We start from the raw sequence: 26,381 nt of genomic DNA on the forward strand, positions 1-26,381 counted from the left end.
CTATGCCCCCATCAGGGCATATTCACACTTGTCGGGCTCGTTCCGGGGCTGGCCTGCGGCAGGCCGAAATCCGGCAGATCGCCCGTCGGTGGCCGGTAGCCGGCCGACACCGCGCGCCACACCCCCGCGGGCAGGTCCGCCCGGGCCCGCGTCGTGCCGACCCGCACCGGGCCGGGGACCGCCGTACCCACCCAGACCACCGTGGCCAGGCCGCCGGCCACGCCGGCCGCCCACACGTCCGAGCTGTCCGCCGTCTCCCGCCACCGGACCTCCCCCGACCAGGGGACGGCCTTCTCGAGCCTCACCGCCTCGGCCGCCAGCTCCGCGCGCCTGCGGGCCTCCGGGTCCGCCGTGGCCCCCAGCCCGCGGACGTCGGGGCCGGCGACCTTCCAGGGCGCACCGACCACCCCCGCCGCGCGGGCCGCCTCCGCCGGGAGCACCCGGTGCATCGCCGTGGCGCTGCCCAGCATCCGCTCCCCCACCGCCGAGGTCACCGAGCTGACCAGGTGCCGGTCGGCGTGCGTGCCGTCGGCGGCCAGGGTCGCGTACACGTCGGCGAGGTCCGCCGGGGCGACCGGGTACCACCCGAGGCCGATCTCCGCGCGCGCCCGCCCCGGCATCGGCTCGCCCGGCTGGTCCACCAGGCTCGCCGCCCCCGCGTACTTCGGGGAGACGCCCAGGTCACGGGCCAGATCCACGATCCGCTGCGGCCCGACCCGCTCCGCCACGGGATAGAGCACCGTGTCCAGCCCCATCCGCGCGGCCACGTCCAGCGGGCACAGGCCGCACGTCGCGCCGTCCCGGTTGGCCAGCGGCACGCCCCGGGACGCGAAGGTGCGCGGACTCGCGCTGTTCCAGAACGAACCCGGCCCGATCCCCGACCGCGCGGCCGCCGCGAGCAGCACCGGGGCGAACGCTCCCCCCGGCGGGCGGGGCCGGGCGGCGGTGTCGAGGAAGCCCGAACCGTCCTGGCCGCCGTAGTAGGCGCGGACCTCGCCGGTACCGGGCACCACCGACACCACGGCCGCCCGGTTCCCGCCCGTGACCGCCCCGGCCACGGAGTCCTCGGCGGCCCGCTGGGCGGCCACGTCGATGGTCGTGACGATCCGCAGGCCGCCCGTCCGGACCAGCTGGGCGCTCAGCCCCGCCCCGGACAGCTCGTCGGAGACCCGGTCGACGATCACCCCGACGGGCCCGGTGCGCTGGGCGGGCCGGCCGGTGGGCCCCAGGGTCGCCGGGTACGGGCCGTGCTCCGCCGGCGCCCAGCCCAGCTCCGCCATCGACCTGAGCACCCACGCCCACCGGCCCTCCGCCTCCGCGCGGTCGTTGGCCGGGTCGAAGCCGCTCGGATCCTTGATCGCCGCCGCCAGGACCGCGCCCTCCTCCAGGGACAGCCGCTCCACGGACTTCCCGAAGTACGCCAGCGCGGCCGCCTGCACCCCGTGCGCGCCCCGGCCGAAGTAGATCGTGTTCAGGTACCGCTCCAGGATCTGGTCCTTCGACAGCGCCCCTTCGAGCCGGAGCGCCAGGATGACCTCCCGGGACTTGCGCTCGGCGGTCCGCGCCTGGGTCAGGTACGCGTTCTTCACGTACTGCTGCGTGATCGTCGACGCGCCCTCCCCGCCGCCGTCCGTGACGTTGACCCACGCGGCCCGGGCGAGTCCGCGCGCCGACACGCCCGGATGGTCGGGGAAGCCCCGGTCCTCGGCCGCGAGCACCGCCCGGCGCAGGTGCTCGGGCACCCGCTCCAGGGGGACGTCCGAGCGGTCCTCGACGCCGATCCGGGCCAGGACGGTCACGCCGTCGGAGTAGTACAGCGTGGAGGCCTGGGGTCGGTCCGGTTCGGGCGGGACCCTGGTCTCGTCGACCAGCCACAACACCCCGTCGACCGGGAGGGCCAGGACCAGGATCACCACGAAGAACACAAGCCTGCGCACGCGGGTACTTCCCCTCGTAGTCGACATACTCGGTATGTAGACGTTGCGAGGGGGGTGCCGGGTTGCGTCCCGGGTGTACCGGTCGGGTTCCGGTGGTGGGGTGAGGTGGGCGCCGGTCGGGTTCCGGTGGTGGGGTCCGGTGGGCGCCGGTCGCGGGTCCGGTGCGTGGGCGCCGGTGGCGGGTCAGGTCGGCGCGGGGTGCGCGCAGAGCGCCGCCGCGACCTGAGGACCTGGGTCGCGGCGGCGCCTGGGGTGGGGAGAGCGGGCTAGACCGTGATGGTCCAGCTGTCGATCTTGCCTACGTCCTGGCTGGCCACGTCCTGGACGGAGAGCTTCCAGGTACCGTTCGCGACCTCGCTGGACAGGTTCACCGTGTACGTCTTGATGACGTTGTCGGCGCTGTCGCTGTTGGTGATGTCCTCCAGCAGGTAGCTGGTGCCGTCCGGCGCGAGCAGCCGGATGACCAGGTCGCCCCGGTAGGTGTGCTTGATGTCGACGGCGACCGTGGACGCGCCCGCCGCGTTGCCGGTGCAGCCGGTGGCCGCCACGGAGCTGGTCACGGTCGCGTTGTCGACGATCGCCACGTCGGTCGCGTTGGTGAACGACTTGCCACAGCCGCCGGGCGGGACAGTTCCGCCGAGCGAGTCGGCGGCGGTCTTGATGGCCGCGGCGAAGTAGGAGACCTGGGTGTACACGCCCGGCTTGCCGGCCCGCGCGCAGCCCTCGCCCCAGCTGACGATGCCGATCTGCACCGGCACGCCGTTGACGACCTTGGTCATCGGGCCACCGGAGTCGCCCTGACAGGTGTCGACGCCGCCCTGGGTGAGGCCGGCGCAGATCTCCTCGGCGGCCACCAGGCCGCTGTAGGAGCCGCCGGCGGCCTTACAGGTCGTGTCGTTGATGAACGGCACCTGGGCCTTGAGCAGGTAGCGCTGCTGGGCGCCGCCCTCGGAGGCCGCGCCCCAGCCCATGATGTCGAACGTGCCGGCATCGTTGGCGGGGTCGGTGTTCAGCTTGAGCAGCGACGCGCCGGTGATCGGCGAGGCCAGCTGGATCAGCGCCCAGTCCTTGCCCGTGCCGTTGTAGCCCGGGGCCTGCAGGACGTACTTCGAGTTGACCTTGACCGCGCTGGTCGACTGCAGGTCGACCACGCCGTAGGTCGCGGTGATGCTGGTGTTCGCGCCGGTCCCGTTGACGCAGTGCGCCGCAGTCAGCACGATCTGCTCGGTGTACATCGCGCCGCCGCAACCCATCGACAGGCGGACCATCCAGGGGAACTCGCCCTGGGCGGCCCGGGTCCCGCCAACGACAGTGGGGGTCGGGTCGGCGGCCTGGCCGGGTGCGGTGAAGCCGCCCGCCAGGAGCGCTCCGGTCACGGCCACGACGCCGAGACGGGACAGAATGCGCAGTGCTGTTCTAGCCACGGAATCCTCCCTCATTCCACCGCTGTCGACCTGCCGGGGGGTCGGCTGGACGCTGGCGGTTGGTTGGAACATAGCGACGCCGATGTTCACAGGCAATAGAAAGGAATCGATCGATTTTACCTGTCATTCACACATCTGGCTCCACTGAGGATCGAGTCCTGTACCAGACAGCGGCGTATCCGACCCGCGACTATCGTGTTGAGTGCCGGTAGCTAGGAAATGGGCCTTGCCGGCGTTACAATCCCCCTTTGGGTTTAGTCATGCGTGCCGCGGTCGCACTCCGGACCGGGGAAGGGTGCTCTGCCGATGGACGCCACGAGCGACCGCGAGTCCGACCTGCTCGACCTCACAGCCGTGCGCCTGGCGCACCTGGGCCAGTTGGACGACACCGTGCTCGCCCGGTCCCTCCGCCGACTGCTCGACGAGGCCGACCGACCACAGGACGCGATCGCCGGGTTCCAGTCCGCACTCTGACGCACCCATGCCGCTGAGCACCGAATGGCCCGAACACCTCGACGTCGCGGCGCTGGAGGCGGGCGGCTGGCGTCCGACGCCGTTCCAGCAGTTCGTCGTGAAGGTGCACAGCCGGTGCAACCTGGCCTGCGACTACTGCTACATCTACGAACTGGGCGACTCCACCTGGCGCTCGAAGCCCACCGTGATGGCACCGGAGATCATCGACCGCACCTGCGCCCGGATCGGCGAGCACGCCCGCGCCCACGGCCTGGGCGCCGTCCGGGTCGTGCTGCACGGCGGCGAACCCCTGCTCGCCGGGGCCGCCACCCTCGCCCGGACCGCGACGGCGCTGCGGGCCGCGCTGCCGCCGGCCACCACGCTCGCGCTGAGCGTCCAGACCAACGGGGTCCTGCTCACCGACGCCCTCCTCGACACGCTCGCCACGCACGGCTACACGGTGGGCCTCAGCCTCGACGGCGACCAGGAGGCCCACGACCGGCACCGGCGGTACGCGAACGGGCGCGGCAGCCACCGCGCCGTCGTCGCCGCGCTCGACCTGCTGGCCGCCCGGCCGGGCATGTTCGCCGGGCTGCTGTGCACGGTGGATCTGGAGAACGCCCCGGTGGCCACCTACGAGGCGCTGCTGGCGTTCCGGCCGCCCGCGATGGACCTGCTCCTGCCGCACGGCACGTGGAGCTCCCCGCCGCCCCGCCGCCCCGCCGACGGCAGCGCGCCCTACGCGGACTGGCTGATCGCGGTGTTCGACCGCTGGTACGACGCGCCCCGGTGGGAGACCGACATCCGGCTGTTCGACGAGATCATCCGGCTCGTCTGCGGTCGGCCCAGCCGCACCGAGGTCGTGGGACTGAGCCCGTCCGGTGTGGTGGTGGTCGACACCGACGGCGCGGTGGAGCAGGTGGACACGCTCAAGGCCGCCTACCACGGCGCGCCGGACACCGGGCTGTCCGTGTTCGACCACCCCTTCGACGCGGCCCTGCGGCACCCCGCGATGGTCGCCCGGCAGATCGGGCTCGCCGCCCTGTCGCCGACGTGCATGCGGTGCCCGGTGCGGGACGTGTGCGGCGGGGGCTGCTATCCGCACCGGTACCGGGCGGGCAGCGGCTTCCGCAACCCCTCGGTGTACTGCGCCGACATGCGCCGGCTCATCGACCACATCACCGGCCGGCTCCGGGCCGACCTGCGCGCCCTGACGAGGTTGCCATGACCGTCCCCCACCGGCTGCCCGGCCGTGACTTCGCCCTGCTCGCCGCCGGCCAGGGCGACGCCGGCACCGTGCGGCACCTGCGGGCCGGACAACTCAGCAAGCGTATGCACCAGTTGCACGTGCTCGCGCCCCTGCTGCCCGCCGAGGCGTTCGAGCTGCTCGGCGCCGCGCAGGAGGCGGCCTCCGGCCCGGTCGCGGACCTGCTCGCCGACCCCGGGGTGGGCGGCTGGGCGGCGCACTGCGTCCGTCGCCGTCACGACCTGGACCCCGTCGACGCGGGGTACGCCGCCGCTGTCGCCGCCGTCGCCGCGCACCGGGCCGGGCTGGACTTCCGGATCACGGTGCCGGGCCGCGACGGGTCCGCGTTCCTGCCGACCCTGGGCCGGCGACCGGCCGGGGTGCTCGTGCCCGACGACCTGGCGGAACTGGCGGAGGGCGGGGGCACCGGTCCGGTCGAAGCGCTGTGGCGGTTGCGGGCCGGGGCCGGCGGGCTGGCCGTCGACGTCGCTCTCGACGACCTGGACCCCTACCGCGACCTGCACGGGCTCGGGGCCGCGCCCCGGCTGACCCGCGACGAGGTCGCCGTCTGGCGGGAACGGCTGCGCGCCGGCTGGGAACTGCTCGTCACCGACCACCGGCCGTACGCCGAGGCGGTCGCCGCCGGCCTGCGCGTCCTCGTCCCGCTGCGGGCCGACGGGGCCAGCCGGGGGGTCAACGCGACGTCGATGGACGCGTTCGGGGCGGTGCTGCTCAGCCCGCCGGCCGACGCGGCGGCGCTCGCCGTGGCGGTGGTGCACGAGTTCCAGCACGCCAAGCTGGGCGCGCTGATGGACCTGATCCCGCTGCACGACACCGACGACGCCCTGTACTACGCGCCCTGGCGCGACGACCCCCGGCCGCTCGACAGACTGCTGCACGGGGCCTACGCGTTCCTCGGGGTGACCGACTTCTGGCGGGTGCGCCGGGCGACCGGCGGACTGTACGCCCAGTTCGAGTTCGCCCGGTGGCGGGAACGGGTCAGCCGGGTGCTGGACGTGCTGGCCACCGGGAAGCTGACCGAGGCCGGCCGGGCCGTGCTCGCCGGGATGCGCGGGACCCTGGGCCGGTGGTGGTCCGAGGAACCCGTCCCCGACGCGGCGGAGGCGCTCGCGGCGGACGCGGCCGAGGACCACCAGATCGGCTGGCGGCTCCGCAACCTGCGCCCCGACGGCGCGGCGGTGGCGATGCTCGGGGCCCGGTACGCGCGGGACGAGGCCTTCCCCGATCTGACCACGGTCGACACCGAGACCCTGCCGAGCGTGCGGGCGCTCGTACACAATGTGCGTCTGGATCTGACCGGGCTCAGGATCGCCGATCCGGACCGCTTCGTCCGGCTCAGCGTCGACCCGGCGGAACAGGCGCGCCTCGTGCCCGGCGCCACGGCGGCGGACCTGGCACACGCCCGCGCCGACTACCCCGCCGCCGCCGCCGGCTACCGGGACCTGCTGCTCGACGACCCGGACCGGGTCGAGTACTGGGCCGGGCTGGTCCTGGCCGAGGGCCACGCGGCGGGCCACACCTGCCCGACACCCGAGCTCCTCCTCGCGGTGCACCGCGCGCTGCGGCCACCGGCGGGGGCGGGCCCGGACCCCCTGGCACTGCTGCGGTGGATGTCCGCGGGTCACAACGCGGGCGGCTCCACCAGGATGAACGCGCGCTTGCCCGACACCGCCGACTGCGTGACCGGATGCGAGGCCCCGAGCACGTCCCGGTAGAGGTTCGCCGTCTCGTCGGCGAGCTGCCGGGCCCGGTTGCGGTCGCCGGTCAGTCGCCGGTCGATCGCCAGGTTCTGCGCACAGGCCAGCGTCTCGGCGTGCCGGGGGCCGCCCGCGGCCAGCATCCGGGCGTAGGTCGCCTCGCCGAGGTCCCGGGCCACCGGGTACTCCCGGTTCAGCGCGAGGTTGTTCGTGTGGTTGACCGCCGCGCACTGGGTGTGCGGGTGCTGGTCGCCCAGCGATTCCCGCAGGCCGGCCAGGGCCCGCTCGTCCAACCGGCGGCCCATCGCGTAGTCGCCCAACGCGCGCAGGGTCGCGGCCAGGTTCGTCATCGACACGTACACGAAGGGATGGTGTTCCCCGAACAGCCGGCGGAACCGGGCCAGCGCGTCCTCGCCCATGTCCCGCGACTCGCCCAACCGGTCGAGCAGCAACAGGGAGTTGGCGTACGACATCATCGTGGAGATCGTGTTGAAGTGGTCGTCGCCGTACTTGCGGCGGTAGCGCTCCAGGGTCTCCTCGTCGATGGTCGCGGCCTCCTCGTAGGAGCCGAGCCAGCGCAGGGTCACGGAGTGGATCCGCGTCGCGATCAGCACGTTCGCGTGGTCGGGGCCGAGCCGGGTCCGCAGGCTGGTGAGCACCGGCTGCTGCACGTCGCGGGCCTCCTGGAACCGGCCCAGCCCGAACAGGTTCCGCGACAACGAGCTCAGCGAGAACAGGGTGTCGGGGTGCTCGGGGCCGAGCACCTCCCGGCGCCCGTCCACCACCGCCTGCTCGACCTCCAGCGAATCCCGGTACCGGCCGAGGAGGCGCAGGGCGACGGCCAGGTTGTTGCCGGCGCGTAGCGTGTTCGGGTCGTTCTCGCCGAACGTGTGCTTATGCCGCTCCCAGGTGTCCTCGTCGCGGGCCAGCGCCTCCGACCAGGCACCGGCGTGCCGCAGGTCGGCGCCCATGCTCGTCGCGATCGTCAACGTGTGCTCGTGGTCCGGTCCCAGCGCCGCGAGCGCCCGGGCGTGGATCTCGCGGTTCACCTCGCGGGCCCTGCCGGTCAGGCCCACCGAACGCAGGGCGTTGGCGAGGTGCCGGCCACAGACCAGGGTCTGCTGGTGGTCGAGGCCCAGCCGGACCCGCCAGTCCTCGTACGCCGTGTCCGCCAGCACCCGGCTGCTCTCGTAGTCGCCGCGCACGTACCGGAACCGGATCTGGTCCAGCACGACCTGGCGGGCCTCCTCCGACACGCTGCCGATCAGGCCGGCCTGCATGACGTGCGGGGCCAGCTCCACGTGCCGGGGCCAGTCCGACGGGTCGTCGGTCGGGTCGCCGGGACTCGCCGCCGCGAGCAGCTCGTGCGCCCTGGCCAGGTACGCGTCGCGCTCCACCGGGCTGAGCCGGTCGCGGAGCACGGCCTGCACGAGCCGGTGGATCAGGATGCTGTTGCGGCCCGCGTCGACCTTCGCCAGGCCGTACTTCCCGATCTCGCGGATCGCGCCGCGCAGGGCGATGTCGTCGCGGACCACCGCGTCCAGCGGGGACGGCAGGCTCGCGAACCGGCCCGCGCGCACCAGCCGGATCGAGATCGGCTCCGAACCGAAGAACGCGCACAGTTCGAGGAGCTGCGCGGCGGCCGGCGACCGGTCGTTGAGCCGGTCGAACGCCACGCCCCAGGTCGCCGCCACCGGGGTCGGGTAGTTGCCGGGCAGGCCCTCCGAGAGCAGGACGCCGACCCGTTCGGACAGCAGCTCCAGGTACTCGTCGACCGGGGTGCCCGTCGCCGCCTGCCAGGTGGCCGCCTGCTCCAGGGCCAGGGGCAGGTCCCCGAGCGCCTCGGCGAGCCGGCCGGCGTCCTCCGCCGACACGGTGCGCAACCGGCGGCGGAGCAGCTCGACGCTCTCCTCCCGGCTGAACACGTCCACCTCGACCGTCGACGCGAAGCCGGTCCAGCTCAGGTTCCGCGAGGTGATCAGGACGTGCCCGCCCGGGATCGACAGGAACTGCTGCAGGTCGGTCGGCTGGTCGGCGTTGTCGAACACCAGCAGCCAGTTGCGGTACGGCCGGCCGGTGCGCAGCGCGTCGTAGACGGCCTCCAGGGTGCGGGTCACGTCCTCGCTCGGCGCGACCCCCAGCTTCGGGGCGAGCGCGGCCAGGGACTGGCGGACCAGGGCCGGCTGCTCGGCGGACACCCACCAGACGAGGTCGTAGCTGGAGGCGTACCGGTAGACGTACTCCACGGCGAGCTGGGTCTTGCCGACCCCGCCGAGGCCGTGCAGCGCGTGCGGCAGCAGGGCCGTAGTCCTGCTGGTGAGCTGGTCGCGCAGCCCCACCAGCAGTTCCACCCGGCCCGTGAAGTTGGGGTTGCGGGGCGGAATGCTGCTGCCCCAGACCGCCGGCTGCTCCGCCGCAGGCTCCTGCTCCGTCATGTCGCCATCCCTGTTCTCCGTGATGGGGGGATTCAGTGACTCCGACAGCGCCTTGGCCAGCTGGTCGGCGATGTCGGTGTAGCGTCCGCCCAGGCTCCGCAGCACCGTGTGGGTCACTGTCGCGAACGGGCGGCTGCGGTCGTCGATGGTCCCGGGGCTCACGGCCCCGGCCAGCAACGCGGGGAAGTCCAGCGTGGAGCCCAGGTGGGTCATCACGTACTCGGAGACCCGGGTGTTGATGTACAGCCGGTCCCGCCGGTTCAGCGTCTCCAGCAGCACGTCACGGACGCCGGGCTGGAAGTCGTAGCCGACCTCCTCGGCGAGGTGCCCGCCGGTCAGGCCCGGCGCGGGGCGGATCAGGTCGCCCAGCAGCAGCTCCGCCAGGTGCTGGGGGCGGGACCGGGGCAGCATCAGGTTCTGGACGAGCCGCATGACCGGCAGGTTCAGCGACGTGGCGGACAGGCACCGGATCAGCTCGTACGCGGTCGGCGACGCCGTCGCCCGGAACGCCGCGACCCGCTCCAGCGCCGAGGGCTCCGGGCCCGGCTCCTCCTGCTCCGGGCGCAGGGGCGCGCCCGTGTACACGACCGCCCCCCACATGCCGTCCCGGCGGGCGCCCGACACCAGGGCGGCCCAGGGGCCGAGCCAGCTCGCCTCCGGCTCCAGCACCGGGACCGCGAGCCCCCTGGGGGCCGGGTCGGCCGTTCCCCGCAGCCGGACGTCGAGCGCCGTGTTGGCGACCCCGGCCCGGTCCGCCGTGACATGCGCGCGGAAGAACTCGGGCGCGCACCGGTCCCACAGCCGCTGCGGCAGCGGCTGGACGATCGCGACCGGCCCCGAGCGGCCCCACAGTTCCAGCCAGCGGGCCAGTTCGCCGCTCCGCCACGCCGGGCCCACGCAGTCGCTGACCAGCAGCACCAGTCGGCGGCCGGTCGGGTCCACGAGTTCCTCGGGGCTCCGGGCCGCCGTGCCCCGCGTCGAGTCGGGCCCGAGGGCGAGACCGTCGCCGCCGGGGTGCGCGTACCACGTCCGGACGTCCCGGAACGCGCCCAGCCGTTCGAACACCCGGCGCAGCTCCACCACCGTGCGCTGCCACACCGCCATCGAGGGGCCGGCGTCCACGACCAGGGCCAGGTCGAGCCACCGGTTCGGCGCCGCCGCGTACCGCAGGAGCCAGTTGCCGTTGCCGGCCGCCGCGCTCGCCTCCGCCGTCGCGTCCTCGTCCAGGATCCCCTCCCGCCGCGACGAGCCCCGCCAGCGCAGGGGCCGCAGCGCGCGGGAGATGTCCAACGCGCCGGGCAGCGCGGGGACGGCCGGCACCCGGGTGGTGAGCGCCGGGGAGTTCGGCGGGGACTGGCCGTCGCCGGGCGGGTACAGCCCGGCGGCCTGGCCCAGCTCGCCCCGCTTCGGCCGGACGGGCCCGGGCCGCGGCACAGTCTCGCCGGGCACCTGGACGCGCGGCACCGTGGGCTCGGGGTGGCTGATCTTCTCGGTGACCGCCGGCCGGGGCTCCTCCCGGGCCGGCCGGGACCGCCAGAGGGCGGCGCCCTCCGGCAGGAACTCGGCCAGCCAGAGGGTCTCGGCGACCTCCGTGGGCGTCAGCTCCAGGGACGCGGCGTCCAGCGCCGCCAGCAGGCGTTCGATCATCCCGAGCCTGTCTGGTCGAGGGGTCGCAGCAGAGCCGCCCGCAACCGCTCGCGGGTGGCCTCCGGCGGCCGGATGCCCGAGGTGACCAGGTAGATCGCGTTGAGGAGCTGGTCGGTGGCGACCTCGCTGCGGTACCGCTGCTCCAGGAACGCGTTGACCAGCTCCTCGCTGTCGGCCGCCACCTCGGGGCCGAGCAGGGCGGTCACGATCCGCAGCAGCTTGTCCTTGTCCGGCGGCGCGATCGTCAGCTGCACGCACCGGCGCAGGAAGGCCGGCGGGAACTCGCGTTCCCCGTTGCTGGTGATCACCACGATCGGGAACGCCCGGCACCGGACCCGGCCGTGCGAGATCCGCACCCGGTCGCCGCCGTCCGCCGTCATGACGTCCACCTCGGCGTGGTCGGCCGGGAGCCGGGCGAGTTCGGGGATCTCGTACCGGCCCTCCTCGAAGACGTTGAGCAGGTCGTTGGGCAGGTCGATGTCGCTCTTGTCCAGCTCGTCCACCAGGAGCACCCGGGGACGGTGCCTCGGCAGGAGCGCCGTGCCCAGCGCCCCCAGGCTCAGGTAGCGGCCGATGTCGGGGACGTCGGCGGCGCTGTCCTGGAGCCGGCCGATCGCGTCGTAGCGGTACAGGCCGTCGGAGAGGGTGGTGCGGCTGGTGACCGGCCAGGCCAGCACCGGGCCGAGGCCGAGTTCGTAGGCGATGCTGTGCGCGAGGGTCGACTTGCCCGTGCCGGGCTTGCCCGTGACCAGCAGCGGCCGGCGCAGGTACAGGGCGGCGTTCACCATCTCGATGACCTCGTCGCCGGCCTGGTAGGACCGGGCCCGCTCGCCCGCCTCCGCCCCGTCGAGCGGCGGGGTGTCGGCGACCAGCGGACCGCCGTCGAACTGCCGCCAGCGCGGCGGGGCCGGCAGCTGGTCGATGTCCGTGTGCGGCCGGCCGTTGCCCCGGTAGATCCGCCAGTCCCGCTCGGACTCCCCCGGCGTCTCGCGTGCTGTCTCCGTCATCGGCCCTCTCCTCTCACCGGCGGCCCACCGGCGGCAACCGCTCGGCGTCCTCCCACAACAGGGACAGGTGCAGCCCGAGGTGCTCCGTCGGCCGGCCACGGCGCACCGCGTCCTGCCGGTGCCTCAGGACGAGCATCGGCAGGTCGAGCACCTCCCGGCCGCCGAGCATCGCGGTCGTCTCGTCCTCGAACCGTTTCGCGGTCCGGTCGTCGCGGCACCACAGCACCGCCGGCACCCCGGCCTCCAGGACCGCCGCGATCGCCTTCTTCAGCGCCTCGTCGGTATGTGGCTGCCCGCACAGCACCAGGCACACCGGGTGGTCGTCGCCGCTGATCCGCAGGTCCGCGAGGAGCATCGCCTGGTCGACGGCACCCAGGTGCAGCCACTGCACGGCCGAGATGTGCCCACCGTTGCTCTGCAGCCAGGACCAGCGTCGTCTCCAGCGGCCCCGGGTGAGGGAGTTGCGGACCCGTTCCAGGCTGCGCACCACCACCGGGTACTCCATCCCCAGTTCGCGGGGGAAACCCATCGGGGTCACCTTCCACTGGTCGACGGGGTGGCTGAGCAACTCGTCGGGCAGCACGAACTCGATGGTCAGCTCGCCCAGCGCCTCCAGGCTCGCCGACGCCAGCTCGCGGAGCAGCTCGCTCAGCTTGCCGGGCAGGTCCGCGAGGCTCAGCGGCTCGCCGTCCCCGGTGCGCAACGGCCGGTCCCCGTCGCCCGTGTCGTGCTGCAGCCACACCGCGAGCAGGTACTTCTCCGGGTTCGGGAAGTACTCGTGCAGTTCGACGACCACGTAGGTCCGGCGCGGGGTGGCCGGCCGGAAGGGCTCGGACACCCGGAGCCGGTCGATCTCGCGGTCCGCCATCCCGAGGCGGCGCGCGCACCGGGCGTAGTGCTCGCGCAGCTCGTCGGCCGTGGCCTGGTCGCACTGCTCGGCGACCCGGAGCAGGAACAGCAGCAGGGGCCGGCCCAGCTCGGCGAGTTCGTCCACGACGCCGCCGACGTCGGCCGGGTCGAGGTGGTGCCCGACGCCGAGCGGCCCCAGCGCGCTACGCACCGACCGGGTGACCAGGTCGGGGCCGAGCCGGCCGAGGGTCCGGATCAGGCGCAGGCGTTCCGGGCGGAGCAGCAGGGGCCGCTCCTGGGCGAGTTCGGCGATCCGGCGGACCCCGGGGTGGCCCCGGTAGAGCCGGCGCAGCGCCCGGACCAGCGCGTCGAGGGCCTCGCCGTCCGGGTCCTCCAGGCAGCCGCGCAGCAGTTGCAGCAGGTCGCGGGCCGTGTGGTCGCTGCCGGTGAACTCGACCCGGCGGTCCAGCTCGCGCTCGAGTTCGTCCACGAGGTAGCCCCGGTTGACCCGGTCGTCGAGGCCGGGGACCGACTGGAGCTCGTGCAGCAGTTCGTCCAGGTAGTCGCGGGCCGGCTCCAGCGCGCCCGTCGGTCCCGCGAGGGGCGCGAGCCGCTGGGCCAGTTCCATCGGGAGCATCCACGCGTTGCGGGAACCCTCCGAGCCGTCCTCGGCGACCACGATCCCGACCACCGCGCCGGTCTCGGCGTCCATCACCCCGCAGCCGCTGAAGCCGCGCTCGATCCTGCGGCCCTCCAACCGGCCGATGAGCTGCACCAGTTCCCCGCCCGGTCCCCCGGTACCGCTCAGGGTGGCGTGCGCCCAGACGCCCTCGGGAAGCTGGCGCGGGTGCCCGTACACCCGGACGCTCTCCTCGGCGACCTCCGTCCACACTCCGATCGTCGCCGCCTGGGCGGGCACCGGGCCCTGGAGCTTGAGGACGGCGAGGTCGCCGGAGCCGTCGGCGGCGATCGGCAGCCAACCGCCGGCCGCGACCCACGCCTGCCGGGTCAGCCCGCTGAACGCGGGGAAGTCCACCCGCACCGAGGTCCGGGGCAGCGCGGGCCCCGGGTCGGCGCGCAGCGCGGCCGTCACCACGTGCGCGCAGGTCAGGATCAGATCATGGTCGACGAGCACTCCGCCGCCGCACACCCGGCCGTCGGCGCCCAGGATCCGCACCCGCCAGGCGTCACGCCTCCGCGACCCCGGCACGGCTCAGTCCGCAGCTTTCTTCCATGTGAGACGCACCTGGACATGGCCCTCCGCCGACGCCTTGGCCAGCACCGCCCCGATCTGGCCGTCGAACCTGGCGCCGAACTCCAACTCGATCTCGTCGGGGCAGGAGGCGAGCTGACGCAGCTCCCCGAGGGCCGCGTCGGCGACACTGCGGATCTGGCCGAGCGCGTGCTCGAAGGAGACCGTGGCGATCCCGATGCCGTCCACGCCGAGGGCCGCGCGCCCGAATCCGGACTCGCCCACCTCGGCCTCCACGACGATCGAGGAGCCGTCTCCGACGTCGAACCGCACCAGGTCAAGCATCCGAAACCTCCCATAGATGCCAGTCAACACATAGTACGGTCCCGATGCGCCGTTCACCACCCACCGTGTCGGAGGCGCGACAGCAGCCATTGCCATTGATCTATCTCTAGTATTACCGTGCGGTAACCACTGCGCACAGTGGTCACACCCCTTGGGAGGCACAGTGAAACCCACTCGCATCCTCGCCGCACTCGCCGCCGCCACCGCCGTCGCCCTCACGACCCCGACCCTGGCGGTCGCCGCCCCGCCCCCGCCGCCGAGCTCGATGGCGAGCCTGGGCGACTCGATCACGCGCGGGTTCAACGCGTGCGGCTGGTACAGCGACTGCACGGAGAAATCCTGGGCCACGGGCACCGACGGGACGGTCAACAGCCAGTACCTGCGGATCAGGGCCGTCAACCCGGCGATCAACGGGAAGAACTACAACGACGCGGTCTCCGGCGCCGCCAGCGCGGACCTGCCCGGCCAGGCCGCCACCGCCGTCTCCCAGGGCGCCGGCTACGTGACCATCCTGATGGGCGCCAACGACGCGTGCGCCGCCACCGAGGCCGGCATGACCTCCGTCGCGACCTACCGCGCCAACATCGACGCCGCCCTCGCGAAGATCAAGAGCGGACTACCCACCTCCTACGTGTACGCCGTCAGCGTCCCCGACATCAAGCGCCTCTGGCAGGTCGGCAAGGACAACGGCACCGCCCGGTTCTTCTGGTCCGTCGGCGGGATCTGCCAGTCCATGCTCGCCAACCCGACCTCCACGGCGCCGGCCGACGTCGCCCGGCGCGACCGGGTCCGGCAGCGGGTCGTCGACTACAACGCGCAACTGGCGCAGGCCTGCGCGGCGTACGGGTCGCTGTGCAGGACGGACGGGACCGCGGTGTTCAACTACCCGTTCCAGATCTCCCAGGTGTCGGGTTGGGACTACTTCCACCCGAACGCGGAGGGGCAGCGGGTACTGGCGCAGGTGACGTACGCGGCCGGGTTCGGCTGGTAGGCGGGGCTCCCGCGCGGGTCGGCGGGCGGCCGTCGAAGCCAGGTCGCGCGCGGGCGGATCGGCGTGCGCGACCGTGGTTGTCGGGGTGCGCGCGGACCCGCCGGGGCTCCCGGGGGGCTCGGCGGGCGTGCCGGCCCCGGTGGGACGGACGGGTGTTCGGCCGGCTGCGCTGCGTACCCGTCAAGATCGGATCTGTGGGCGGCGAGTCGAATGCTCGCGGGACGGAAGGTGAAATCTCCACCCAGGGCGTCGCTTTTGATCTTCACCAGGCCATATCGTGCTGAGGCCCCACTGAACACAGTGGAGCGACCCCCTCCAGGAGGCCCAGTGAGATCCACGCGTTTCCTCGTCGTCCTCGCCGCGGCGGTCACGTTCGCCGTCGCGGCACCCGCGGCCGCCTTCGCCGCCCCGCCGGCCCCCAACTCGATCGCCAGCCTCGGCGACTCGATCACCCGCGGCTTCAACGCGTGCGGCTGGTACAGCGACTGCACCCGCCGCTCGTGGAGCACCGGCATCGACGGCTACATCGAGTCGCACTACGACCGGATCAACGCCGTCAACGACGGCATCGACGGGAACACCTTCAACGACGCCAAGACCGGCGCCACGATGGCCGACCTCAACGGGCAGGCCGGAACGGCCGTGTCCCAGGGCGCCGGATACGTCACGATCCTGATGGGCGCCAACGACGCGTGCGCGTCCTCCGAGGCGGGCATGACCTCCGTCGCGACCTACCGGGCCCAGCTCGACACCGCGCTCGCCCGGATCAAGACCGGCCTGCCCAACTCCTCCGTGTTCATCGCCAGCGTGCCCGACCTCAAGCGCCTCTGGCAGATCGGCAAGGACAACAGCAACGCCCGCAACGTGTGGTCCGTCGGGAACGTGTGTCAGTCGATGCTCGCCAACCCGACCTCCACCGCCGCGGCCGACGTCGCCCGGCGCGACCGGGTGCGGCAGCGGGTCGCCGACTACAACACGCAGCTCGCGCAGGCGTGTGCGGCGTACGGGTCGCGGTGCAAGTTCGACGGGAACGTCGTGTTCAACTACCCGTTCCAGCTGTCGCAGGTGTCCGGGTGGGACTACTTCCACCCGAACAACGAGGGTCAGCGGGTACTGGCTGAGGTGACGTACGCGGCTGGGTTTGGCTGGTAGGTGGGGTTGCCGGGGGTGGCGGCGGAGGTGTCGTCGCCCCTTGGGGTGGGTGGGTGGGCCCTGGGTTTGCCGGGTGGGTTTGCTGGGTGGGCCGGGGCCTGGGGTTGCCCGGGCGGGCCGGGGATCGGGCTGGCCCGGGTGGGCTGGGTCCGGGTTAGCCCGAGTGGGCGGAGGCCCAGGTCATTGGTGGGCGCTCGTCATGGCCGGGCCCGGGTGAGGCGAGGCCCGTGTGGGCCGATGCCCGGATTGTTGCCCGACGGGTCATCCGATCGCCGGGTCGAGCTGCGGCTCGGGACGGATGGGTCGGCCGGGGCTCGATGGGTCGGGGTCGATGGGTGGGGCTCGGGCTCGGAGTCGGGCTCGATGGGTCGAGCTCAATGGCTCGGGGTCGGGGTCGACGGGCCGGGGTCGGGGTCGACGGGCCGGCTGGGAATACTGGCGGACCAGCCCGGACGGACGAGTCCCGGGAGCCCGGCGGCGGCCCGGTCGGGATGGGCCGAGGCCGGATGCCGGGTCCGGGGCCGGGCCGACTACTCGCCGGTCGCGCCGTCGATCCGCTGCCGGATGAGGTCCGCGTGGCCGTTGTGCCGGGCGTACTCCTCGATCATGTGCACGTAGATCCACCGCAGGTCCATCCGCAGCTCCGGGGAGCGCGGACTCGGGAACGTGTCGTCCAGCGAGCGCCCGGCGGCGGTCCGGTCGGCCAGGTCGCACTCGACCACGAACGTCGCCAGGTCGGACTCCGCGTCGGCATCGGCGACCAGGTCGAAGTCCCCGTCCTGGTACTCGTCCGTGTTGTACAGGTCCGGGAGCGTCTCCCCCGCGAAACAGGTCCGGAACCACCAGCGCTCCACCTCGGCCATGTGCCGGACGAGCCCCAGCAGCGTCAGGTTCGACGGCTCGACGGAAGCGGTCTTGAGCTGGTCGGACGTCAGGCCCGTGCACTTGTGCAGGAGGGTCTGGCGGTGGAAGCCGAGCCAGCCTTCGAGGGCGGTGCGCTCGTCGGCGACGCGCGGGGCGCGGGTACGGGTGACCTCGGGTGCTGTCCATGTCATGTGCCCATGATCGCAAGGCGCGCCAAGGGGATAACGGAGGTCCGGTTCCGACGGGTACGTGGCGGACCTCGGGGTGTCCGGCCTGTGCTCGGCGGCCCGTGTTCAGCCGGGCGGCCACGGGCGACGTCGGCTGCCGGCCGTCGGCTGTCGGCCGTCGGCTGTCGGCCGTCGGCCGTCGGCCGTCGGCTGTCGGAGTGGGCGATGCGGGAATGGCGGGCCTAAGAGGAAGCTGCCTCCTTGATGGGACCGATGGCTCCGCCGACCTCGCTCCGTGGGCCTGGGCGAGGTCGCACGTAACGGCCTGGGCGGACCTGGCTCAGGGGCGGAGGGCCGCGCGCGCGGCCGGCAGCGCCGCAGCCCGGTCGGGGGCCACCAGGCCGATCCGGGTCCGCCGGTCCAACAGGTCGTCCTCGTCCAGTGCGCCCTCGTGTCGCACCGCCCAGTCCAGTTCGGCCCGGGTGACGTCCAGGCCCGGCGCGACCGGGGTCAGGTCCCCCCGGGCCACGAGGGCGGCCTCGGTGCCGTAGCGGGCGAGAAGGCGGTCGGGGACCACGCCGGCCGCCGCGTGACCATCCGCAGTGCCCGGAGCACCTGGCACATCCGTCTCCCGCGCCGGGCCCTCGGCACCCTCGGTAACTACGGCGCCCGTGGCACCCTCGGCGCCCACCAACGGCAGTCGGCGGGTCACGCACGGGCCGCACCGGAGCCCGGCGAGTTGGACCGCCCGGTCGACGGCGTCGGAGGCCATCCGCCGGTACGTCGTCAGCTTGCCGCCGACGATCGTCACCGCGCCCGTCGGGGACACCCGCACCGCGTGCCGGCGGGACAGGTCAGAAGTGTGCCCGTCGGCGGCGAGCAGGGGGCGCAGCCCGGCGAACGCGCCGATCACGTCGTCCTCGCGGATCGGGGTCGCGAACACCGACCGCACCGCGCCGAGCAGGAAGGCGACCTCCTCGGCGGAGGGCAGGGGCACGTCCGGGGGCTCGCCGTCGACGGGGACGTCGGTCAGGCCCACGTAGGTGCGGCCGTCGCCCTGGGGGAGGACGAGCACGAAGCGGGAGCGCTCGCCGGGGACGGGGATGTTCAGGGCCGCCGTCGGGTCGCCCAGCAGCGCGGACGGCAGCACGAGGTGCGCGCCGCGCGAGGGCCGGAGCCGCAGCGTGGGGTCGAGCTGGCCGGCCCAGACCCCGGCGGCGTTGATGACGGCGCGGGCCCGGACCTCGAAGGTGGTGCCCGTGAGCTCGTCGCGGAGCACCGAGACCGGGCCGAGGGACAGCGCACGGCACCGGGTGAGGATCGACGCACCGTGCCCGGCCGCCGTCCGCGCGAGGGCGACGACGAGCCGGGCGTCGTCGACGACATGCCCGTCCCAGTGCCGCAGGCCGCCGCGCAGCCCCTCCGTACGCAGGCCGGGGGCCAGGCGGAGCGTCTCGGCGACGGAGATCCGGCGGGGCGGGGGCAGCACCCGGCCCGGGGTGCCGGCCAGGAGCCGCAGCCCGTCGCCGAGCCCGAGCCCGATCCGGGTGATCCGGGCCCGGCCGGCGCTCACCTCGCGGGTGAGGGGCAGCACGAACGGCTGGGGTCTGACCAGGTGCGGGGCGGTGGTGGTGAGGAGGGTGCCGCGTTCGACCGCGCTCTCGTACGCCACGCCGAGTTGGCCCTGGGCCAGGTACCGCAGGCCGCCGTGGATCATCTTCGAACTCCACCGGCTGGTGCCGAACGCCAGGTCGTGGGCGTCGACCGCCGCGACCCGCAGCCCGCGCGCGGCGGCGTCGAGCGCGGCACCGGCCCCGGTCGCGCCGAGACCGACGACGAGGACGTCCACCTCGTCCAGCGCGGCGAGCTCGGCGGCCCGGCGCGCGGCGTTCAGCGAGGTGTTCACGCGGGCTCTCCGGACACCCGGCTGCCGCCCTGAGCCGCAGCGTCGGCACCGGGCCTCGCCCCGTGCCCGGGGTCAGCGGACGCACCGCGCCGGACCTCCCACACCGAGGGGGTGGGCACCCCACGCTCAGCACCGCCGGACACCTCCCGGCCGGCGCCGACCGGTGCTTCCCGGCCGGGGTCGGCGGGTGCTTCCTCGTCGGCCGGGCGCGGTGCGTTCCGGCCCGGGCGGAGCGGGGACTCGTGGCCACCGGGGCCCCACTCCACCTGCCAGTCCGTCCCCGGAACGAGGTCGGCGACGGGGAGCGGGGCCAAGTACCTGTGGAGGAGGGTGGAGAGTTCTTCGTCCAGCTCCTCGACCGGCCCGCCCATGATCGGGGCGGACAGCGCGAACGACTGGAGCGTGAGCAGGACGGACTGGGCGAGGAGGTCCACGGCCCCGGCCCGGATCGAGCCGTCGGCCTGGCCGGCGAGGACGCCCGCCGAGATCTGGGTGAGCATCGCGTCCTGGCTCGCGCCGCGCCGGTCCACCAGGTAGGGCAGGAGGACCTCGGGGTCGAGGTCGACGATCCGGCGGAACATCGGGTGGTCACGCATGGTGCGGACCCCCTCGACGACGCCGCCGACCAGGCGCTCGCGGGTGTGCGCCCCGGACGCCGCCGCGCCGACGGTGCCGATCAGGCCGACCCATTCGCGGGTCATCACGTCACCGACCAGGGCGGCCATGTCGGGCCACCGCCGGTAGATGGTCATCCGGGACACCCCGGCGCGGCGCGCGATGTCGGTCAGGGTGGCCCGGCGCAGGCCGACCGCGATGATCCGGTCGCGCGCGGCGTCGAGGAGAAGGTCCTCGTCCGCGCGCGTCGGGTTGTTACGACTGGACGTCATGTGTCACAGTGTAACTCATGAATACGACCGACGCACCCATGCGCTGGGGCGGCTGGGGAGACCCGGACCGCACCGCGACCCTGTCCGACTCCATCCGGGGCCTGCTCGGCCAGGCGCTGGGCGTCGACCGGCCCGGCCCGCCGATCCCCGCCGACCTGCCGCTGGAGCCCTGCCGGATCCCCGGCTCCGTGCTCGCGCTGCTCGGCGAGGTGAGCACCGACCACACCGACCGCCTCGCGCACCTGCGCGGCAAGTCGACCCCTGACCTGCTCCGGATCCGGGTGGGCGACGCCGTCGACGCCCCCGACGCGGTGGCCAGGCCCCACACCCACGACGAGGTGCTGCGCCTGCTGACCCTCGCCGCAGAACACCGCCTGGCCGTGGTGCCCTTCGGCGGCGGCACGTCCGTGGTCGGCGGCCTGGTGGCGGACCGGGAGGGCTTCACCGGCGTGCTCGCGGTCGACCTGTCCCGGATGGCCCGGCTGCTGCGCCTCGACCCGGTGTCGCGGACCGCGACGTTCGAGCCCGGCATCCGGGGGCCGGAAGCCGAGCGGCTGCTCGCGGAGCAGGGCTTCACGCTGGGCCACTTCCCCCAGAGCTTCGAGTACGCGACGCTGGGCGGCTTCGCCGCGACCCGGTCGAGCGGCCAGGCCTCCGCCGGCTACGGCCGGTTCGACGACCTCGTGGTCGCGGTGAAGGCGGCCACCCCGACGGGCACCCTCGAGGCGGGCCGGGCGCCCCGCTCCGCCGCCGGCCCCGACCTGCGGCAGCTCCTGCTCGGCTCCGAGGGCGCGTTCGGCGTCCTCACCGAGATCACCGTGCAGATCCGCCCGGTTCCGCAGGCCCGGCACTACGAGGCGTGGACATTCGAGGACTTCACGACGGGTACGGAGGCGATGCGAACCATCACCCAGGACGGCCCCGCCCCGACGGTGCTGCGCCTGTCCGACGAGTTCGAGACCGCGATCGGCCTGTCCCGCCCCGGCAGCCTCGGTTCGGGCGCCGGCGGCTGCCAGCTGCTGATCGGCTTCGAGGGCACCTCGGCCGACGTCGCGACCCGCCAGGCACTCGCGGCCGACCGGTTGCGCGCGCTCGGCGGCGAGCCGCTGGGCACCGAGCCGGGCGAGGCGTGGGCGGCGGGCCGGTTCTCCGCCCCGTATCTGCGCGACGCGCTGCTCGACGCGGGCGCGCTCGTGGAGACCCTGGAGACGGCGGGCTTCTGGTCCACCCTCCCGACGGTCTACGAGAACGTGCGCGAAGCCCTCGTCGACGCGCTCGTCGAGCAGGACACCCCGCCGTTGGTGCTGTGCCACATTTCCCACGTGTACCCGACCGGAGCCTCGCTCTACTTCACCGTCACCGCAGCCCAAGGCCCCGATCCGCTGGCCCAGTGGGAGGTCGCGAAGCGGGCGGCGAGCGACGCGCTCGCGGCGGCCGGCGCGACGATCACGCACCACCACGCGATCGGCCGGGACCACAAGCCGTGGTATGCGACCGAGATCGGCCCGTTGGGGGTCGAGGTGCTGCGCGCCGTGAAGGCCACCCTGGATCCGACCGGGATCCTGAATCCGGGGGTGCTGATCCCCTAGGCGGGGCCAGTGGGGTCCCACACGCGCCGGTGGGGCCCGACGTGGATATCGACGCGGAAGCCCTGCGGGCGACGCGTGCGCGCCCCAGCATGCGGGCCGGCCCCGAGCTTGCCGTGGATGCCATCCCGGGGTTTGCGCACGCCAGCCTGGCGGCCAACCAGCCCCATGCTCGACGCGGCCTGTGTACACAACAGCGTGAGAGCCGGCCCCGCTCGACGCGGAAGCCATCCCCGCGCGCGACGCGGAAGCTATCCCGGGGTTTGCGCACCCCGGCCTGGCGGCCAGCCAGCCCCGTGCTCAACGCGGCCTGTGCACACAACAGCGTGAGGGCCGGCCCCGCGCTCGACGCGGAAGCCATCCCCGCGCTCGACGCGGAAGCCATCCCCGCTCGCGACGCGGAAGCCACCCCGGGGTTTGCGCACACCGGCCTGGCGGCCAGCCAGCCCCATGCTCGACGCGGCCCGTGCACACAACAGCGTGAGGGCCGGCCCCGCGCTCGACGCGGAAGCCAGCCCGGGGCCCGCGCCAGCCTGCGGGACTGCCCACGCTAGACGCCGTTCCCGATCACGGCCGGCGGCCCCACCAGCGCCGGCGTGCGGGGCCGGGCAGTAAAGGGGAGGCGATCCGGGCAGCGGGTGCGACAGAATCGCGGGGTGATCGTGATCCAGGCTGTCCTCGAGGTTCCGATCCACGATGGCTTCACCCTGTGGCCGGTCGCGGATCGCGCACCGTTCGGTTTTCTGCCGCTCAGCGCTGCCCTCTCCCCGGCAGAGGTCGGCACGGCTGTGCTGTGCCTAGCCGTGTGCAACAACATCGACCCCGAGCAGGACACCGGACCGTCCGGGCCGACCGACCCGCTCGGAGCGTTCCTGCACGGGCTGCTCACAGTGGACGACCTGTTCGCGGCAGGCGGGCTCCGGGTCACCGACACCACCGCCAGCGTTGTTCTCCTGCCCGGCTGCTGCGAAGGGCTGGAGGACCGCGACAGTTGGCTGGACGTCCTGGACGGCGACGGCCAGGCGTCCTTCGGCCACGACCCGTCTCCGTTCGCCGAACGCTACGGCGACACGGTCCGGTTGACCGTCGACGAGGGCGTGGACAGTCCGACGATGGAGCTGCCGGTCACCGAGCTGCGCCGCCTGCTCGACGGTGCCGAACGGGACCTGGTCGGCTTCCTCCGGCTCGCGGCCGACTGGGCCGCCCGGTATCTCCCCGACCACGCGGCTCCCGTCACCGCCGCGCTGACCCGCGCCCTGGCCCCACCGGTGCCGGCACAGGCGTAGTGCCTCACGTGCCTCACGTGCCTCACGTGCCTCACATGCCTCACATGCCTCACGTGCCTCACGTGCCTCACGTGCCTCACGTGCCTCACGTGCCTCACGTGCCTCACGTGCCTCACGTGCCTCACGTGCCTCACGTGCCTCACCGGGGCATTGTCGCTGGCGCGGACGCGTCGCCGACCGGGTGGGCCGGGGCGCCGGTACCCGATGAAGGATTGAGGTTCTTCGGGGCAGGGCGCGGTGGTCAGGCCGGGACCTCGTCCTCCTCGGGTGCGGCCTCCTCCTCGCGCTGCGCGATCGGGACCCCGTCCTCGATCCGCTGCACGTCCGCGTCGTCCTCGGCGTGCCGCTGCACCGCACCGCCACCGGCGGCCGGCCCGGACGCGGACCCCACCTCGGTGGCCGGCGCCGGCCCCGACATCACCCGGTCCGCCGTGGCCACCGCCTCGCGTTCGAACCGGTCCGACGGATCGCTGACCCGCACCCCGCCGCCCGCGTCCGTCCCGTCGACCGGGCCGTTGCGCTGCTGCACCACATGGGTCAGTTCGTGCGCGAGGGTGTGTCGGCCCTGGTCGGAGCCGGGGTCGTACACGCCGCGTTGGAAGACGATGTTCGAGCCGACGGTGTACGCGCGCGCGTCGACCGCCGTCGCCGACTCGTGCGCCGCGCCGTCGGTGTGCACCCGCACGTCGCCGAAGTCCTGCCCGAACCGGGACTCCATGTCCCCCCGGGTGTCCGGGTCGAGCCCGGTCCCGCCGCCGGAGTTGACCACGCCGTGCACCGGCGACTCGACCGCGTCCCCGGCCGCGTCCCCGACCATGTCGCCCACCGCGGCGTTGCCCGCGACCCGTTGCAGCCCGAGGAGCCCGGCGGGGCCGAGCACGTCGGGGCGGCCGGCGGCGGCGGCGCGCCCCAGCAGGTCGGTGTCCTCGTGCGGGATCCGGTCGCCCTTCGGCCGGGCGGCCTCCTCGACGTCATGCTCATGCCCACGCATGTACTCAGGATGCCCCAGGTCAGGCGGGCGAGCGGGGCACAGTCGACTGCCCGAGAGGGCACAACCGGGTCCCCGGGCCACGGCGCCCGGCCACACGCCACCCGACCGGCGCCCTCCCGGCCACGCACCACCCGGCCAGCGCACCCCGGCCACCCAGCTCACGACCCCAGCAGCCCCAGATACCCGCCGAACTCGCGCTCCAGGCAGAGCCGCCCCAGTTTCCGGTACTCCCGCGCCACCGCCCCGATCAGGTCCACCATGGCCACCGGCCGCCCCGCCTCGACCGCCAGATACGCGGCCGTGATCGCCGCCGAGCGGATATGCCCCCCGGCCAGCTCGAACGCCCCGGCCACGAACCCCAGATCAAGATCGTCGCCGCGGGGTACGAGGCGCCCCAGGCAGCTGTCCCACAGCGCGCGCCGCAGCTCGGACTCCGGGAGCGGAAAGTCCACGACGATGTCGATCCGCCGGGTGAACGCGTCGTCGAGGTTGGCGCGCAGGTTGGTGGCCAGGATCGCCAGGCCGTCGAAGGTCTCCAGCCGTTGGAGCAGGTACGCGGACTCGATGTTGGCGTACCTGTCGTGCGCGTCGCGGACCTCGGACCGCTTGCCGAAGATGGCGTCGGCCTCGTCGAAGAGGAGTACCCCGTTGACGCCGGCGGCCTCGGTGAAGATGCGTTCGAGGTTCTTCTCGGTCTCCCCGACGTACTTGTCCACGACCGTGGCCAGGTTCACCGTGTACAGGTCCAGGCCCAGTGAGCCGGCGATGACCTCGGCGGACATGGTCTTGCCCGTGCCGGAGTCCCCCGCGAACAGCCCGGTCACGCCCCGGCCGCGCCCGCCGCCGGGCCGCATCCGCCACTCGTCGAGCACCCGGTCGCGGTACCGGGCCCGGCCGGCGAGTTCGCGGAGCTGGCCGGTGACGGCGGGCGGCAGTACCAGGTCGTCCCAGCCGACGGCCGGTTCGATCCGGCGGGCGAGGCGTTCGAGGCCGGCGGCGTTCTGGCTGCGCGCGCCGTGCCGGAGGTGCTCGGCGCGGACCACGCCGTCGTCGCCGTACGCGGCCAGGGTCGCCGCCCGGGCCGCCCGGCGGATCTGCGGCGGGCCGAGGGTGAAGTGCGCGGTGACGGCGGCCGGGTCGACCCCGTCGGCGAGGTGCGCGCCGTCGAGGGCGGTGCGCCAGAGCTGGGCGCGGAGGTCCGCCGGTACCGGTTCGGCCGTGACGTTCAGGGGCGGGCGGTGCGTCCACCGGGGGTCCCAGCCGACGGTGCCGTACAGCAGCAGGGGCACCCCGACCCGGCCGAACAGGTCGAGGAGGTCCGTGGGGTCGTACCCGTCGACGGGTCCGAACACGACTCCGGCCCCGCGCAGCACCGCCTCCCGGACCAGCTCGGTGCCTGCGGGCCCGGCCGCGTACCGGGCGGCGTCCACGGCGAGTGCCGTCCGACCGGCCGCCGCGAGTCCGGCCACGCCCAGGGCCTGCCCGGAGCCCCCGCCATGCTCCCGCAGGTACGCCAGCGGCGCCCCTCCGGCTAGCGCCCGCCCCAACCGGACCGCGTCGGCCCGCTCCGCCAGCAACGGTTCGGGGCGCGCGTCGGCGAGCAGGCCGGTGAGTGCCGGGGCGAGCAGGTCGCCGCCGAGCAGGTGCGCGACGACCCGGTCGGGTACCCGCAGCGGCCGGGACAGCAGGGGCCGGTCGGTCTCCTCGACGGCCAGCAGCCCGGCGGCGAGCAGGGGGGCGCCCGCGTCGAGTCGGGCCCGGCCGGCGCCGGCGCCCTCGGGGAGCCCCGCGAGGCGGAGCGCCAGGCCGACGCTGGCCCGGCGGCGGGTGACGTCGTCGTTCAGGTACCCGTAGAACTGTTCGAATCTGCTGTCCACGTCGGGGGCGAGCGCGACGAGGAGGAGTCGCACGTCGAGCGGGTCGAGGCGGGCGGCGTCGACCAGGCGGGCGAGGCGGTCGTTTCCGGCATCCGGCCCGGGCGCGCCGCGGAGGTCGGGTCCGGTGGGCGGAACGACGGCGGGTCCGGGGGCGGCGGAGCGGTCGGGGCCGGACCCGCCGACCGGCCAGGGATCACGCCGCGCGTCGAGCAGCGCGTCGATCGCCTCGTCGGACAGGTACAGCCCCCGGAACGGGTCGTCGGGGGCCGGGTCGGCGGCGCGCCGGCCGGCGACGGCCACCCGGACCCGTCGTTCGAGGTCGGCGAGCAGCCCGAGCAGCCGCCCGAGCCCGTCGTCCGCCCCGGCACCGTCCTCCCCGACACCTTCTGTCCGATCCGGCCCGAACCCGGCCCGCAACGGC

The 26,381-nt window shown here is 74.1% G+C and carries 17 protein-coding genes and 1 pseudogene; 7 read left to right on the forward strand and 11 right to left on the reverse strand.

Going from position 1 to position 26,381, the window contains the following annotated elements:
* Positions 1-11: 11 nt before the first annotated feature.
* Both AB0M43_RS27375 and AB0M43_RS27380 read right to left on the reverse strand, forming a co-directional pair.
* Positions 12-1,937: a transglycosylase domain-containing protein gene (locus AB0M43_RS27375; RefSeq protein WP_363728646.1), complete on the reverse strand. Its 1,926-nt coding sequence runs from the start codon at positions 1,935-1,937 to the stop codon at positions 12-14.
* A gap of 266 nt (positions 1,938-2,203) precedes the next feature.
* Positions 2,204-3,361 (reverse strand): trypsin-like serine protease, encoded by a 1,158-nt coding sequence (locus tag AB0M43_RS27380; protein ID WP_363728647.1) that lies wholly within the window; start codon positions 3,359-3,361, stop codon positions 2,204-2,206.
* A gap of 306 nt (positions 3,362-3,667) precedes the next feature.
* On the opposite strand from AB0M43_RS27380, the gene fxsA reads away from it, so the two are divergent.
* From fxsA to AB0M43_RS27395, 3 genes are read left to right on the forward strand one after another with little or no spacing between them, the layout of a single operon-like run.
* Positions 3,668-3,835 carry an FxSxx-COOH cyclophane-containing RiPP peptide gene (gene fxsA, locus AB0M43_RS27385; RefSeq protein WP_363728648.1) on the forward strand — a complete coding sequence of 56 codons (168 nt, stop codon included), beginning with the start codon at positions 3,668-3,670 and terminating at the stop codon, positions 3,833-3,835.
* A gap of 7 nt (positions 3,836-3,842) precedes the next feature.
* Entirely contained in the window at positions 3,843-5,042 is a 1,200-nt protein-coding gene (locus AB0M43_RS27390) for an FxsB family cyclophane-forming radical SAM/SPASM peptide maturase (protein WP_363728649.1), read from the forward strand.
* Positions 5,039-6,796 carry an HEXXH motif domain-containing protein gene (locus AB0M43_RS27395; protein ID WP_363728650.1) on the forward strand — a complete coding sequence of 586 codons (1,758 nt, stop codon included), beginning with the start codon at positions 5,039-5,041 and terminating at the stop codon, positions 6,794-6,796. Before AB0M43_RS27390 ends, AB0M43_RS27395 begins: the two co-directional genes overlap by 4 nt.
* Here AB0M43_RS27395 and fxsT read toward each other — a convergent pair.
* Genes fxsT through AB0M43_RS27415 form a run of 4 tightly spaced genes read right to left on the reverse strand, consistent with a single transcriptional unit; the run spans position 6,703 to position 14,253 of the window.
* A complete protein-coding gene (gene fxsT / locus AB0M43_RS27400; protein ID WP_363728651.1) occupies positions 6,703-10,860 on the reverse strand; it encodes an FxSxx-COOH system tetratricopeptide repeat protein in 4,158 nt (1,385 codons plus the stop codon). The two genes, AB0M43_RS27395 and fxsT, sit on opposite strands and share 94 nt — an antisense overlap.
* Positions 10,857-11,867, reverse strand: coding sequence for a MoxR family ATPase (locus AB0M43_RS27405; protein WP_363728652.1), 1,011 nt, complete (start codon positions 11,865-11,867; stop codon positions 10,857-10,859). The genes fxsT and AB0M43_RS27405 overlap by 4 nt, the downstream gene beginning before the upstream one ends.
* A gap of 13 nt (positions 11,868-11,880) precedes the next feature.
* Complete coding sequence (locus AB0M43_RS27410) at positions 11,881-13,893, reverse strand: trypsin-like peptidase domain-containing protein (RefSeq protein WP_363728653.1); 2,013 nt, start codon at positions 13,891-13,893, stop codon at positions 11,881-11,883.
* Positions 13,894-13,929: 36 nt separating this feature from the next.
* Positions 13,930-14,253: a CU044_2847 family protein gene (locus AB0M43_RS27415; RefSeq protein ID WP_363728654.1), complete on the reverse strand. Its 324-nt coding sequence runs from the start codon at positions 14,251-14,253 to the stop codon at positions 13,930-13,932.
* 163 nt (positions 14,254-14,416) lie between these two features.
* Between AB0M43_RS27415 and AB0M43_RS27420 the strand changes: the two genes are divergently transcribed.
* Together AB0M43_RS27420 and AB0M43_RS27425 are read left to right on the forward strand one after the other, a co-directional pair.
* The gene (locus AB0M43_RS27420; protein ID WP_363728655.1) at positions 14,417-15,244 is read left to right on the forward strand and encodes an SGNH/GDSL hydrolase family protein; all 828 of its coding nucleotides are present in this window, start codon (positions 14,417-14,419) and stop codon (positions 15,242-15,244) included.
* Between the two features lie 327 nt (positions 15,245-15,571).
* Positions 15,572-16,396, forward strand: a complete 825-nt coding sequence (locus AB0M43_RS27425; protein ID WP_363728656.1) for an SGNH/GDSL hydrolase family protein — start codon at positions 15,572-15,574, stop codon at positions 16,394-16,396.
* 530 nt (positions 16,397-16,926) lie between these two features.
* On the opposite strand, the gene AB0M43_RS27430 is transcribed toward AB0M43_RS27425, so the two are convergent.
* The 3 genes and pseudogenes from AB0M43_RS27430 to AB0M43_RS27440 all read right to left on the reverse strand — a co-directional run.
* Positions 16,927-17,451 carry a DinB family protein gene (locus tag AB0M43_RS27430; RefSeq protein ID WP_363728657.1) on the reverse strand — a complete coding sequence of 175 codons (525 nt, stop codon included), beginning with the start codon at positions 17,449-17,451 and terminating at the stop codon, positions 16,927-16,929.
* Positions 17,452-17,767: 316 nt separating this feature from the next.
* Complete coding sequence (locus AB0M43_RS27435; RefSeq protein WP_363728658.1) at positions 17,768-19,333, reverse strand: glycerol-3-phosphate dehydrogenase/oxidase; 1,566 nt, start codon at positions 19,331-19,333, stop codon at positions 17,768-17,770.
* 305 nt (positions 19,334-19,638) lie between these two features.
* A pseudogene (locus AB0M43_RS27440) lies at positions 19,639-20,220 on the reverse strand (TetR/AcrR family transcriptional regulator); the annotation flags it as partial.
* 17 nt (positions 20,221-20,237) lie between these two features.
* On the opposite strand from AB0M43_RS27440, the gene AB0M43_RS27445 reads away from it, so the two are divergent.
* Complete coding sequence (locus AB0M43_RS27445; RefSeq protein WP_363728659.1) at positions 20,238-21,809, forward strand: FAD-binding oxidoreductase; 1,572 nt, start codon at positions 20,238-20,240, stop codon at positions 21,807-21,809.
* 653 nt (positions 21,810-22,462) lie between these two features.
* The gene (locus AB0M43_RS27450; protein WP_363728660.1) at positions 22,463-23,092 is read left to right on the forward strand and encodes a hypothetical protein; all 630 of its coding nucleotides are present in this window, start codon (positions 22,463-22,465) and stop codon (positions 23,090-23,092) included.
* 241 nt (positions 23,093-23,333) lie between these two features.
* Here AB0M43_RS27450 and AB0M43_RS27455 read toward each other — a convergent pair whose 3' ends face one another.
* Together AB0M43_RS27455 and AB0M43_RS27460 are read right to left on the reverse strand one after the other, a co-directional pair.
* On the reverse strand, positions 23,334-24,083 hold the full coding sequence (locus tag AB0M43_RS27455; RefSeq protein WP_363728661.1) for a DUF4157 domain-containing protein: 750 nt from the start codon (positions 24,081-24,083) through the stop codon (positions 23,334-23,336).
* 158 nt (positions 24,084-24,241) lie between these two features.
* On the reverse strand, positions 24,242-26,377 hold the full coding sequence (locus AB0M43_RS27460; protein ID WP_363728662.1) for an ATP-binding protein: 2,136 nt from the start codon (positions 26,375-26,377) through the stop codon (positions 24,242-24,244).
* Between the last annotated feature and the right edge of the window lie 4 nt (positions 26,378-26,381).

Source organism: Longispora sp. NPDC051575 (genome assembly GCF_040681875.1).
In the GTDB taxonomy this organism is placed as follows: Bacteria; Actinomycetota; Actinomycetes; order Mycobacteriales; family Micromonosporaceae; genus Longispora.

Bases quoted from the DNA above. Each gene is read 5' to 3' on its own strand.
- fxsA (WP_363728648.1), top strand. From the start codon at position 3,668: ATGGACGCCACGAGCGACCGCGAGTCCGACCTGCTCGACCTCACAGCC.
- AB0M43_RS27390 (WP_363728649.1), top strand. From the start codon at position 3,843: ATGCCGCTGAGCACCGAATGGCCCGAACACCTCGACGTCGCGGCGCTG.
- AB0M43_RS27395 (WP_363728650.1), top strand. From the start codon at position 5,039: ATGACCGTCCCCCACCGGCTGCCCGGCCGTGACTTCGCCCTGCTCGCC.
- fxsT (WP_363728651.1), bottom strand. From the start codon at position 10,860: ATGATCGAACGCCTGCTGGCGGCGCTGGACGCCGCGTCCCTGGAGCTG.
- AB0M43_RS27405 (WP_363728652.1), bottom strand. From the start codon at position 11,867: ATGACGGAGACAGCACGCGAGACGCCGGGGGAGTCCGAGCGGGACTGG.
- AB0M43_RS27415 (WP_363728654.1), bottom strand. From the start codon at position 14,253: ATGCTTGACCTGGTGCGGTTCGACGTCGGAGACGGCTCCTCGATCGTC.
- AB0M43_RS27430 (WP_363728657.1), bottom strand. From the start codon at position 17,451: ATGACATGGACAGCACCCGAGGTCACCCGTACCCGCGCCCCGCGCGTC.
- AB0M43_RS27445 (WP_363728659.1), top strand. From the start codon at position 20,238: ATGAATACGACCGACGCACCCATGCGCTGGGGCGGCTGGGGAGACCCG.
- AB0M43_RS27455 (WP_363728661.1), bottom strand. From the start codon at position 24,083: ATGCGTGGGCATGAGCATGACGTCGAGGAGGCCGCCCGGCCGAAGGGC.